A 12,457-nucleotide genomic window follows, 5' to 3' on the forward strand; every position below is an offset into this window, starting at 1 on the left:
TTAAGACAGCTTCTCGAGGATCAGCTCGCGCACCTTGGCCGCATCGGCCTGGCCGCGCATGGCCTTCATGACCTGCCCGATCAGCGCGCCCGCAGCCTGCAGCTTGCCGTCGCGGATCTTGGCCGCGATGTCGGGGTTGGCGGCGATCACGTCGTCGACGGCTGCGCCAAGCGCCCCGGAGTCGGAGACGACGGCGAGGCCGCGCTTCTCCACCACCTCGGCGGGTTCGCCCTCACCGGCGAGCACTCCCTCGAACACCTGGCGCGCCAGCTTGTCGTTGATCTTGCCGGCGTCGACGAGACCTTGCACCTCGGCCACCTGCGCAGGGCTGATGGCCAGATCCTCCAGCTCGACGCCCGCCTCGTTGGCACGGCGTGCCAGCTCGCTGACCCACCACTTGCGGGCGGCCTGAACGCTGGCGCCGGCCTCGACGGTGGCGGCCACCAGATCGAGCGCACCGGCGGAGACGACGTTGCCGAAGTCCACGTCCGACAGCCCCCAGGCTTCCTGCAGGCGACGACGACGCTCGGCCGGCGGCTCGGGCAGCGTCGCGCGCAGCTCTTCGACCCATTCGCGGCTCGGCGCGATCGGCATCAGGTCGGGCTCTGCGAAGTAGCGGTAGTCCTCGGCGTCCGACTTCGCCCGTCCCGACGACGTGCTGCCGTCGGACTCGTGGAAATGCCGGGTCTCCTGCGTCACCGCACCGCCCACGTCGAGGATCCCGGCCTGGCGGCACATCTCGTAGCGCACCGCACGCTCGATCGAGCGCAGCGAGTTGACGTTCTTGGTCTCCGTGCGGGTTCCCAGCACGGTGGCTCCGTTGGGGGCGAGCGAGACGTTGGCGTCGCAGCGCAGCGATCCCTGCTCCATCCGGACGTCGGACACGCCGAGCGCCTTCATCAGGTCGCGCAGCTGTGCGACGTAAGCGCGCGCGACGGCCGGCGCCTTGTCGCCGGCGCCGAGCACCGGCTTGGTGACGATCTCGATCAGCGGCACGCCCGCGCGGTTGTAGTCGATCAGCGAGTAGTCGGCGCCCTGGATGCGGCCCGAGGTGCCCACGTGCGTGGCCTTGCCGGCGTCCTCCTCCATGTGCGCGCGCTCGATCTCGACGCGGAAGGTCTCGCCGTCCACCTCGACGTCCATCCAGCCGCTGAAAGCGATGGGCTCGTCGTACTGCGAGGTCTGGAAGTTCTTGGTCATGTCGGGGTAGAAGTAGTTCTTCCGCGACATCCGGCACCACTCGGCGATCTCGCAGTTCAGCGCCAGACCGATCCGGATGGCCGATTCCACGGCCTTGCCGTTGATCACCGGCAGCGACCCCGGCAGACCGAGGCACACCGGGCAGACCTGGGTGTTGGGGGCACCGCCGAACTCGTTGGCGCAGCCGCAGAACATCTTGGTCTTGGTGTTCAGTTCGACGTGCACCTCCAGCCCGAGCGCGGGCTCGTAGCGGGTCAGCAGATCGTCGTAGTCAACCAGGTTGTCGCTCATGCGAACACCGCCTTCGATCCCTCGGCCTGCGGGGCCTGCTCCAGCAGCGGGCCGCCCCATCGTCGCTCCAACTCGCGTTCCAGCACACCGCCGACGCGGTACAGCCGCTCGTCGGCCAGCGGCGGCGCGATCACCTGGAGGCCCACCGGAAGCCCATTCGACAGCCCGATCGGGAACGACGCCGACGCGTTGCCCGCCAGGTTGGACGGGATGGTGCAGAGGTCCGCCAGGTACATCGACATGGGATCGGCCATCCGCTCCCCCAGCTTGAAGGCCGTGGTGGGTGTGGTGGGCGAGACCAGCACGTCGCACTGGACGAAGGCCGCGTCGAAGTCGCGGATGATCAGCGTGCGCACCCGCTGCGCCGAGCCGTAGTAGGCGTCGTAATAGCCGCTCGACAAGGCGTAGGTGCCGATGATGATGCGCCGCTTGGCCTCTTTGCCGAAGCCGTCCTCGCGGGTGAGGTTCATCACCTCTTCCGCCGAGCGGGTGCCGTCGTCGCCGGAACGAAGCCCGTAACGCATGCCGTCGAAGCGGGCCAGGTTGGAGCTCAGCTCGGCCGGCTGGATGACGTAGTACGCGGGCAGCGCGTAGTCGAAGTGAGGGCAGGAGACCTCGACGACGGTGGCGCCGCGGTCGCGCAGCGCGTCCACGGCCTCCTGGAAGCGCGCCAGCACGCCTGGCTCGTAGCCGTCACCCTGGAACTCCTTCACCACGCCGACGGTGATGCCCTCGAGATCGTGGGTGATCGAGGCCCCCACCAAGTCTCCGATGGGCTCGCGCAGCGACGACGACTCGTGCGGGTCGTAGCCACCGATCACCTGATGCAGCAGGGCCGCGTCGGTGGCGTTGCGCGCGCACGGACCAGGCTGGTCGAGGCTGGAGGCCATCGCCACCACGCCGTAGCGCGAGACCGCGCCATAGGTGGGCTTGATGCCGACGGTGCCGGTGACGGCGCCGGGCTGGCGGATCGAGCCGCCGGTGTCCGAGCCCAGGGCGAGCGGCGCCATGAACGAGGCCAGCGCCGCGGCCGAACCGCCGCCCGACCCGCCCGGGATGCGCTCGGTGTCCCACGGGTTGCGGGTGGGGCCGAAGTAGGAGGTCTCCGTCGAGGAGCCCATCGCGAACTCGTCCATGTTGGTCTTGCCGAGGATCACCAGGCCGGCCTTGCGCAGGCGTGCGACGACGGTGGCGTCGTAGGGCGGGATCCAGCCTTCGAGCATCTTCGACGAGCAGGTGGTAGGCAGGTCGGCCGTGCAGAAGTTGTCCTTGACGGCGATCGGCACGCCGGCCAACGGACCCAGCTTCTCGCCGGCGGCGCGACGACGATCGATCTCACGGGCCGCGGCGAGCGCGCCTTCGGCGTCCACCGTGACGAAGGCGTTGATGACGGGGTTCAGGGCCTCGATCTGGTCGAGGTGCGCGCGGGTGATCTCCTCAGAGGTCGCCTCGCCGTTGTGCATGAGGTCGGCCAGTTCGACGGCCGAACGGGTGATCAGGCTCGTCATCGTTCTCAGTCCTCACTCAGGATCTGCGGCACGCGAAACCGGCCGTCTTCGGAGTCGGGCGCGCCGGAGAGCGCCTCGTCGTTGGCGAGACTGGGCAGCACCACGTCGTCGCGGAACACATTGCTGAGCGCGATGGCGTGCGTGGTGACCGGCACCTCGGGCGTGACCACCTCGCTCACCTTGTTCACCGACTCCAGGATGATGTCGAGTTCGGGGGCCAGGTCCACGCATTCCTGCTCGGACAGCTGGATGCGAGCCAGGTTTCCGAGCCGGGCCACATCGGCGGGTGTCAACGCCACGGGGACTCCTTCTACGAGATGAGTTCGCGCGCCAGTTTAGCGGTGCCGACGCACCCCGCTCTCACGCCCCGATCAGCAGCAGGTAGAAGTAGCGGCCGAGGAAGAACAAGCCGACGGCCACCGCCACCGCGACGATCGGCACGACGATCCGCAGCCATTTCTTCGCTCTCGTGCTGGGCACCTCCAGCGGCCCCCATTCGCCGCGCTGCGGCTGGGCGCGCAGCGGGGTCTGGCCGTCGAGGCTCAGCTTCGTGAACACCGGAGCCCGAGTGGGGTCGTCGGGGCGAGCACGCTTGGCCGCACGATCACGCTTAGCCACGATGCATCGCCTCCTCCACCAGCGGCGCGGCGGCCGCAAGCGCTCGCAGTTGGGTGACCACGTCGCGCTGCTGCCAGCCGGCGAGCCCACAAGCCGTGCCCAGCACCGTGTGCTCGGTGGCATCGTCGATGCTCAGCGCGCGCAGCATCTTCAGGGCGCGCGTGACCACCTCGTCGGTGCTCTGTGGGCGCCCCGAGGCCGTGGCGACGACGCCGAGGATCAGCTCGCGCCCCTCGTCCAGCCAGGCGGCCAGCTCGTCGTAGTCGGCCAGGGCCGCGTCGACGGACACCCAGCGGAAGCCCGCGGACCGCGCCCATCCCAGCCACCGGCCCGGCGCACAACAATGCAGAACCCCGTCGGCGAAGGGCTTCAGCGCCGCCACCAGTTCGGGCGCGTCCACCCGGCGATGCTTGGAGAAGCCGCTCGCCGTGGAGATACCGCCCCCCGCTACCGCGACCAGACTGGGTTCGTCGAGTTGGATCAGCACGTCGGCGGCCGGCAGGCGTCGGGCCAGATCTGATCGCAGGGTCCGGACACCCTCGGCCAGCGCCTGAGTCAGCTCGCGCCGGGCGCCGTGATCCGCCAGCAGACGATCACCCGCGAAGCGCTCGACGCACGCGGCCAACGTCCATGGCCCCGCGACGCCGACCTTCAGAAGGCCCTCGAAGCCCTGGAGCAGTTCTTCCGCGTCGTCCAGATCCTGGCGCCACTGCGCTCTGGCCTTGCGATGCTCCGACGACGAATGGGGCGTGAGCCGCCAGCCGGCGGGCTGCAGGTCGAAGCCCAGGTCGTCGATCAGGCCCAGAGCGCGGCCCACCATCTGACTGCCGATGCCCCGCTCGGGGAGCTCCGGCAGCGGCAGCAACTCCGGCAACGCCTCGCTCATGGCAGACAGCGCACCGCGGAAGTCGGTGCCTGGGAGCGATCCGGCGGCAGTGATTCTCATGCGAAGGCCTCGGCGACGGTGGCGCTGCCGACCACGCGGTCGCCGTCGTAGAACACGGCGCTCTGCCCGGGCGCGACGCCGGTGGTGGGCTCGTCCAGCTCGACGCGCACCTCCTGCCCGTCGAAGCTCACGCCGGCCGGCAGCGCGGCGCCGTGCGCGCGGTATTGAATCAGGCCCCGCCAGGTACCTCGCACCTCGCCCTCGGTCCAGGTGGGACGGATCCCTCGCATGACGGTGACGGCCAGCTGCTCGCGCGAGCCCACCACGACGGTGTTGCTGACCGGCTCGATCCGCAGCACGTAGCGCGGCTCGCCGGTGGGTGCCGGCACCCGAAGATCAAGGCCCTTGCGCTGCCCGACGGTATAGCGATACGACCCCTGGTGCTCGCCCAGCACCTGCCCGGCCACGTCGACGATGGGGCCGGCCTCGGCGCCGAGGTGGCGCGCGAGGTAGCCCTGGGTGTCGCCGTCGGGGATGAAGCAGATGTCGTGGCTGTCGGGCTTCTTGGCCACGCCGAGGCCGAGCGCCCTGGCCTCCTCGCGGATCTGCGGCTTGGGGGTGTCGGCCAGCGGGAAGACGCAGCGTCGCAGCTGCTCCTGATCCAGCACGCCCAGCACATAGGACTGATCCTTGGCATCGTCGACCGCCCGATGCAGGCTCACCCGCTCGCCGTCGCGGTCCAGCCGCGCGTAATGGCCGGTGGCGACGGCGTCGAAGCCCAGCGCCACGCCCCGGTCGAGCACGGCCGCGAACTTGATCTTCTCGTTGCAGCGCAGGCACGGGTTGGGGGTGCGGCCGGCCTGGTACTCGGCGACGAAATCGTCGACCACCTGCTCCTTGAACTCCTGCGCAAAGTCCCACACGTAGAAAGGAATACCGAGCTTGTCGGCGGCGCGGCGAGCGTCGTGGGAGTCCTCCAGCGAGCAGCACCCGCGAGCCCCCGACCGATAGCTCTGGGGGTTCTTCGACAAGGCGAGATGCACGCCGGTGACGTCATGCCCGGCCTGCACCATTCGGGCAGCAGCCACCGCCGAATCGACCCCACCGGACATCGCTACGAGAACACGCACCGCGCCAGTCTACGAGCTTCTCCGCCGATCAGTAGGCGCGTTGGGCCTGGGGAACCACCACCGGCAGCGCCTCGCACAGCCGCGCGATGTCGTCCTCGGTGGTGCTGTGGCCGAAGGAGAAGCGCAGAGTCCAGGACGCCTCATCGACGCTGCGCCCCATCGCCATCAGCACCTCGGACGGCTGATGCACCCCCGCGCGACAGGCTGAGCCGACCGAGGCATAGATCGAGCGCTGGTCGAGCAGGAACAGCACGTCGTCGGCGCGCGCCTTCGGGAAGGTGACGTTGACGATGTGCGGCGCGTGGGGCGCCTCGTGCGAGTTCACCCGTCCTCCGAGCCCCGCGCACACCTCGGCGACGCGATCCCCCCAGATCCCCCACCGAGCGGCGAGATCCTCCCGCGCCGCCACCGCGGCGCTTGCCGCCGCCGCGAAGGCCGCCGCGAGGGCCACCGGCAGCGTGCCGGAGCGGACGGTGCGCTCTTGTCCCCCGCCCAACCCGATGGCCGCCAGCTTCACGTCTCGTTTGGCGATCAAGGCGCCGATCCCGACGGGCGCTCCGATCTTGTGCCCAGACAGGCTCATCAGGTCCGCGCCGCTCTCTCCGAACGACAGCGGCAGGTGGCCGAGCGCCTGCACCGCATCGCAGTGCTGCCAGGCTCCGGCCGCCCGCGCAAGGCGGCCCACCTCGTCGAGCGGCTGGATCACGCCCGTCTCGTTGTTGGCCGTCATCACCGAGACCACCGCGACGCGCTCGTCGATCACCGCAGCCAGCGCCTCCAGATCGACGACACCCTGCGACGTCACTGGTACCGGCTCCGCGCCCCGCTCCACAGCCCCTAGCACGGCGGGGTGTTCCACCGCCGAGACCAGCACCCGATCACGGCCCGGTCGGGCGCGCCAGCCGCCCAGCACCGCCAGGGAATCGGCCTCCGAGCCTCCCGAGGTGAAGATCACCTCGCTCGGGTGCGCATCGACGGCCGCCGCCAGCTCCTCGCGGGCTTCCTCCAGCCGGGCTCGCGCGCGCTGACCGGCACGGTGCAGCGCCGAGGCGTTACCCACGACGCGGCTCACCTCGAGGAACGCCCGCTCGGCCTCAGGCAGGAGAGGGCTGGTCGCCGCGTGATCGACGTATGCGGGAAGTTCAGCCATGATCGGCTAGGGTACCGACTCGGGGGTGGAATCAGCCGTATCCAGCTATACGAGCTACCGCCGAACCTTGGCAAATGTGCAACGGTTTTCGTTCTCGCTGCACGATCTTGCAGGGGTAACGACGCGGTGCGAGTACGACGCAAACTTTCCAGTGAGATGCCACAATTGGGCTTTCGCATCTGGGCACCGGGCACGGATACGGCATGCATAGGGTTATGAGCGACTATTACTCAGAGGACACGACACCGGTAGACCAGCCGCAACGGCTGGGAGCAGAGGTCACGCCGGAAGGCACGCACTTCCGGCTGTGGGCGCCCAAGGCGAGCGCCGTCGACCTCACACTCATCGACCGCAACGGCAGTCTGAGACAGCGCGACGTCTCCATGACACGCGGTTCGAAGGGCGTGTGGTCGGTCTTCGTCAACGGCATCGGCCACGGTCAGCTGTACGGCTTCCGCGTCGACGGGCCGTGGCAGCCCCACCAGGGCCTCCGGTTCAACCGCAACCTGCTCCTCGTCGATCCCTATGCGCGCGCGGTGTTCGGCGGCGTCGACTACGACGGCCCCATCTACGATCACGTGCCCGGCGATCGCTGGCAGATGTCCACCACCGACTCGATCGACAGCGTGCCGCTCAGCGTCGTCGTCGAGGACACCCCGCCGCCCACTCCCATCGCACGACGCCGGCCGATGTCGGAGAGCGTCGTCTACGAGACCCATCTCAAAGGCTTCACGAGACGTCATCCTCGGGTTCCGCAGCACATGCGCGGCACCTACGCCGGCATGGGCCATCCGGCGGTAGTGCAGTACCTCGTCGACCTCGGCGTCACCGCGGTGGAGTTCCTCCCGCTGCACTCCTTCCTCCCCGAGCGCTTCGTCTGGGAGAAGGGGCTCACCAACTACTGGGGCTACAGCACGCTCGGTTTCTTCGCCCCGCATGCCGATTACGGGTCTCGCGGCGAGATCGGCGAAGAGGTGCTGGCCTTCAAGAACATGGTGTCCGCGCTCCATGAGGCCGGCATCGAGGTCATCCTCGACGTCGTCTACAACCACACCTGCGAGGGCGGCAGCGACGGACCGACGCTGTCCATGCGCGGCATCGACCCCGGCTACTACCGCCTCACCCACCACGGCACGGAGGACTACGACGTCACCGGCTGCGGCAACTCGCTCAACACCGACCACCGGACGGTGCGTCGCCTGGTGCTCGACTCGCTGCGCTACTGGGTCACGGAGATGGGGGTCGACGGGTTCCGCTTCGACCTGGCCACCACCCTGATCCGGGACGGCCAGCATCACGTTACGCACCACCACGCGTTCAAGGAGGAGCTCAAGGCCGATCCCGTCTTCGACGACATCAAGATCATCGTCGAGCCGTGGGACATCGGCCCGTTCGGCTACCAGGTAGGCGGGTGGGGACCGGGCTGGGCGGAGTGGAACGACAAGTTCCGCGACTTCATCCGCGAGTACTGGCGCGGCGCCACCCACGGCGTCCAGGAGCTGGCCACCCGGCTGGCCGGCTCGCCCGATCTGTTCGACCGCGAGGGACGCGGCCCCCAGGACTGCGTCAACTTCATCACGGCCCACGACGGCTTCACCATGCGCGATCTGGTGAGCTACGAGGTCAAGTACAACCGGCCCAACGGCGAGAACAACCGCGATGGCACCGACAACAACCGGTCGTCCAACCACGGCGCCGAGGGCGAGACCGACGATCCTCAGATCAACGCGCTGCGCCGTCGTCAGGTGCTCAACATGATGGCCACCCAGGTGCTGGCGGTGGGCACCCCGATGATCACCGCCGGCGACGAGCGGGGCCGCACGCAGCACGGCAACAACAACGCCTACTGCCAGGACTCCGAGATCAGCTGGATGGACTGGAGCGCCTCCGACGAGTGGGCCACCCTGCATCCCAGGGTGCGCGATCTGCTGCGCCTGCGGTCCCGGCATCCGGTGCTGCGCAGCCCGGAGTTCGCCCATCACAACGAGATCCTCAGCCGACGCGGCGAGAACCTGCACCGCGTCGACCTCACCTGGATCGACGCCAGCGGCTCCGAGATGAGCACGCCTGCGTGGCACGACGGCTCCCGCCGCCTGCTCGGCATGTACCAGTCCGACGAGAACGAGGCCTTCCTGGCCTGGTTCAACTCCAGTGAGCACGCGGTCACCGTCACGCTGCCGGGCATGCCCTGGGCCTATGGCTACCACCTGGCCTGGACCAGCGCCGACGACCACGAGTACCCGTCGAAGGACTTCCCTCCGCACGAGAAGCTCGTCATCCCGGGCCGCACCGTCACGCTGCTGCACTGCCTGGTGCCGCGCGATCATCACGAGCTGCTCGACCTCATGCAGATGGAGCGGGAGACCGGCTCATAGAAGGCCGACGAGGTTCCGCAGAATTACCTGTCACCCCTCCCCCTGGCCGCGAGCGTCCGTTAGGCTCTGGGCTGTGAGTGCAGACTTCCCATCCCCGGCCCTGTCCCCTCGACGCCTGGTGCGCACGGAAGGCGGCTTCGGTCGCATCCCCGTGACGGGTGTCTCGCCCGTGATCGCGGGCGGCGCCTATCCGGTCAAGGCGGTGGTCCACGAGCGACTCCGCATCCAGGCCAACGTGTTCCGGGAGGGGCACGACTCGGTGAACGCGTCGGTCATCCTGACCTCCCCCGAGGGGCAGCAGCGTCGCGTCGACATGCATCAGATCGAGCCCGCCGGCCTGGACATCTGGGAGGCCTACGTCCGCATCGCCGAAGAGGGCGAGTGGACTTACCGCGTCGAGGGATGGTCCGATCCGTGGGGCACCTGGGTGCATCAGGCCGAGAAAAAGCTGCCGCTCGGCATCGACGTCGAGCTGGTCTGCATGGAGGGCGTCGCGCTCCTGCAGCGCGCCGTCGCCGCCGCTCAGGCGCAGCGCTCCCCGGGCGCCGCCGAGCTGCTGCAGGGCGCCGCCCACTCGATCGGCACCGATGCCGATCCCGACGAGATCGTCGAGCTGGTCACCTCTGCCCCGATCGGGCGCGCGATGGCCCGCTTCGGTCCGCGCGAGTTGGTCACCCCCACCGACGAGTACCCGATCCTGGTGGAGCGCCGCCGTGCGCAGTACTCGTCCTGGTACGAGTTCTTCCCACGCTCGCAGGGCGCCTGGCAGGACGATCAAGGCCACTGGCATTCCGGCACCTTCGACGCGTCGCACGAGCGCCTCGAGGCGGCTGCCGCGATGGGCTTCCACATCGTCTACCTTCCGCCGATCCACCCCATCGGGCACGCCTTCCGCAAGGGTAAGAACAACACGTTGGAGGCCGGCGACGGCCCCGGCTCGCCCTGGGCGATCGGCTCTGCCGACGGCGGCCACGACGCGATCCACCCCGATCTCGGCGACTTCGAGGCCTTCGATCGCTTCGTCGCCAAGGCCAAGTCGCTCGGCCTCGAGGTGGCGCTGGACTTCGCTCTGCAGGCCTCGCCCGACCACCCATGGGTGGAGTCCCATCCCGAGTGGTTCACCACGCGGATGGACGGCACCATCGCTTACGCGGAGAACCCGCCCAAGAAGTACCAGGACATCTACCCGATCAACTTCGACAACGACCCCGTCGGCATCTACCACGAGTCGCTGCGCCTGCTGAGGTTCTGGATCGACAAGGGCGTCACCGTCTTCCGCGTCGACAACCCGCACACCAAGCCGGTCGACTTCTGGGATTGGCTGATCGGCCGAGTGCGCGAGACCAACCCGGAAGTGATCTTCCTCGCCGAGGCGTTCACCCGTCCGCAGATGATGGCTGCGCTCGGCAAGGTCGGCTACCAGCAGAGCTACACCTACTTCACCTGGCGCACCGCCAAGTGGGAGCTCACCGAGTACCTCACGGAGCTCTCCGGCGAGATGGCCAACTACTACCGGCCCAACTTCTTCGTCACCACGCCCGACATCAACCCGTTCCACCTGCAGTCGGGCAATCACGCCGCCTTCGCGATCCGCGCGATCCTGGCGGCGACGATGTCGCCGTCGTGGGGCGTCTACTCCGGCTTCGAGCTGTTCGAGCACCTGCCGGTGGCCCCCGGGCGGGAGGAGTACCTGGACTCGGAGAAGTACGAGTACCGGCCCCGCAACTTCTACCAGGAGCCCAACCTCAACCTGCTGATCGGCACGCTCAACCAGATCCGCGACGATCACCCGGCCCTGCAGCAGCTGCGCGACGTGGCCTTCCACCACGTGCCGAACGAGCAGATCTTCGCGTTCTCGAAGAAGGACGGCTCCGACGTCGTTCTCACGGTGGTCTCGCTCGATCCCGACAACTGGGTCTCCTCCGAGGTGTACCTCGACTACGAAGCCCTCGGGTTCGAGCGCGGCGTTCCGGTGCAGGCGCACGACGAGCTGACCGGTGCGTCCTTCGTCTGGGGCGAGCAGAACTTCGTGCAGCTCAGCCCGCAGCAGCCAGCTCACATCCTGCATCTCACCCAGCAGTGATCGACCTGCTGGGCCACGCCCAGGGCACGCGGTGGTTCGGCTCCCGGCCGGCCGCCGTGATCGCCACCGCGCTCACCGGCTGGTGGGTGCGCCCCGAGGGCGAGGACGGCGTCGGCGTGCGCTCCGCGTTCCTCGACGTCGTCTTCGACGGCGAGCCCGCGCGCTTCCACGTGCCGTTGGGCTACGTTCCCGCGGGCAGTGCCACCTCCGAGGTGCTGGGCACCGAGGAGGTGGACGGTCGGCCCATGCACGTCGTCGACGCCACCGCGGAGCACCGCTGCCGGCTGGCGCTCTTCCGGGCGCTCGCCGACGGGTTGCCAGGTTTCGAGCTGGTCCGCCCACTGCCGTCCACGGACGCCGAGACACGACGCTTCGGCGGAGAGCAGTCCAACACCACGATCGTGCTGGGCGACGCCGTCATGATGAAGGTCTTCCGCCGTCTCGAGGCCGGGCCGAATCCCGATCTGGAATGCCATCGGGCGCTCGCCGAGAGCGGAGCGGTCGCCGTCCTCTACGGGCGGTGGCATCACGAGGGCCAGGATCTGGCACTGGCGGTCGAGCTGCTGCCCGACCCCGTCGACGGCTACGTCGCCGCGGTCGACACCGCCACCTCCGGCGGTGACTTCCGCGACGAGGCCAAGGCGCTCGGCGTCGCCCTCGCGCGGGTGCACCGGGAACTCGCCGACGCCCTCGGCACGGACTCCGTCGACGGCGGCGAACTCCGCGCGGCCCTCGAACAACGTCTCGTCGAGGCGGTCGCGGAGGCACCGGAGCTGGAGCCAATGGTGCCGGCGTTGCGGCGTCACTACGACGCGATCGCTCCGACGGCGCTGCCCGCTCAGCGCATCCACGGCGACTGCCATCTGGGCCAGGCGATCAAGGCGCGAGGGTCGTGGTACTTCGTCGACTTCGAGGGCGAGCCCATGGTGTCGCTGGCCGTGCGCAGGCGGCCCGATCTCGCCGTGCGCGACGTCGCCGGCATGCTGCGCTCCTTCGGGTACGCGGCCGCCTCCGGCTCGCCCGAGTGGCTGGCCGACTGCCGGACGGCGTTCCTCGACGGCTACGGCGCACTCACTGAAGCGGAGCAGCAGGTTCTTCTCGCCCTGGAGATCGACAAGGCCTGCTACGAGGTGCGCTACGAACGACGCTACCGACCCGACATGGTTCACATACCGATGAGCTTCCTGCGCGAGCTCGTCGCCGGGTAGTTTCTCCA

General features: G+C 68.9%; 10 protein-coding genes. 3 read left to right on the plus strand and 7 right to left on the minus strand.

The window, feature by feature from the left end; genetic code table 11:
- From gatB to P0D62_RS14005, 7 genes are all read right to left on the minus strand, one after another.
- A complete protein-coding gene (gatB, locus tag P0D62_RS13975) occupies positions 1-1,491 on the minus strand; it encodes an Asp-tRNA(Asn)/Glu-tRNA(Gln) amidotransferase subunit GatB (RefSeq protein ID WP_275703162.1) in 1,491 nt (496 codons plus the stop codon).
- A complete protein-coding gene (gene gatA, locus P0D62_RS13980) occupies positions 1,488-2,999 on the minus strand; it encodes an Asp-tRNA(Asn)/Glu-tRNA(Gln) amidotransferase subunit GatA (protein WP_275703163.1) in 1,512 nt (503 codons plus the stop codon). Before gatA ends, gatB begins: the two co-directional genes overlap by 4 nt.
- A 5-nt stretch (positions 3,000-3,004) precedes the next feature.
- Positions 3,005-3,298 carry an Asp-tRNA(Asn)/Glu-tRNA(Gln) amidotransferase subunit GatC gene (gene gatC, locus P0D62_RS13985; protein WP_275703164.1) on the minus strand — a complete coding sequence of 98 codons (294 nt, stop codon included), beginning with the start codon at positions 3,296-3,298 and terminating at the stop codon, positions 3,005-3,007.
- Between the two features lie 61 nt (positions 3,299-3,359).
- Complete coding sequence (locus P0D62_RS13990) at positions 3,360-3,617, minus strand: hypothetical protein (protein ID WP_275703165.1); 258 nt, start codon at positions 3,615-3,617, stop codon at positions 3,360-3,362.
- Positions 3,610-4,563 (minus strand): uroporphyrinogen decarboxylase/cobalamine-independent methonine synthase family protein, encoded by a 954-nt coding sequence (locus P0D62_RS13995; protein ID WP_275703166.1) that lies wholly within the window; start codon positions 4,561-4,563, stop codon positions 3,610-3,612. Before P0D62_RS13995 ends, P0D62_RS13990 begins: the two co-directional genes overlap by 8 nt.
- Positions 4,560-5,633 (minus strand): tRNA 2-thiouridine(34) synthase MnmA, encoded by a 1,074-nt coding sequence (gene mnmA / locus P0D62_RS14000; protein WP_275703167.1) that lies wholly within the window; start codon positions 5,631-5,633, stop codon positions 4,560-4,562. The genes P0D62_RS13995 and mnmA overlap by 4 nt, the downstream gene beginning before the upstream one ends.
- Before the next feature lie 28 nt (positions 5,634-5,661).
- Positions 5,662-6,783, minus strand: coding sequence for a cysteine desulfurase family protein (locus P0D62_RS14005; RefSeq protein ID WP_275703168.1), 1,122 nt, complete (start codon positions 6,781-6,783; stop codon positions 5,662-5,664).
- A gap of 215 nt (positions 6,784-6,998) precedes the next feature.
- Between P0D62_RS14005 and glgX the strand changes: the two genes are divergently transcribed.
- From glgX to P0D62_RS14020, 3 genes are read left to right on the plus strand one after another with little or no spacing between them, the layout of a single operon-like run.
- Positions 6,999-9,158: a glycogen debranching protein GlgX gene (gene glgX, locus P0D62_RS14010; RefSeq protein ID WP_275703169.1), complete on the plus strand. Its 2,160-nt coding sequence runs from the start codon at positions 6,999-7,001 to the stop codon at positions 9,156-9,158.
- A gap of 22 nt (positions 9,159-9,180) precedes the next feature.
- A complete protein-coding gene (locus P0D62_RS14015; protein ID WP_406708259.1) occupies positions 9,181-11,241 on the plus strand; it encodes an alpha-1,4-glucan--maltose-1-phosphate maltosyltransferase in 2,061 nt (686 codons plus the stop codon).
- Positions 11,238-12,449 carry a phosphotransferase gene (locus P0D62_RS14020; protein WP_275703171.1) on the plus strand — a complete coding sequence of 404 codons (1,212 nt, stop codon included), beginning with the start codon at positions 11,238-11,240 and terminating at the stop codon, positions 12,447-12,449. Before P0D62_RS14015 ends, P0D62_RS14020 begins: the two co-directional genes overlap by 4 nt.
- The last annotated feature ends 8 nt before the right edge of the window (positions 12,450-12,457 follow it).

Source organism: Tessaracoccus caeni (genome assembly GCF_029211185.1).
Taxonomy (GTDB): Bacteria; Actinomycetota; Actinomycetes; order Propionibacteriales; family Propionibacteriaceae; genus Arachnia; species Arachnia caeni.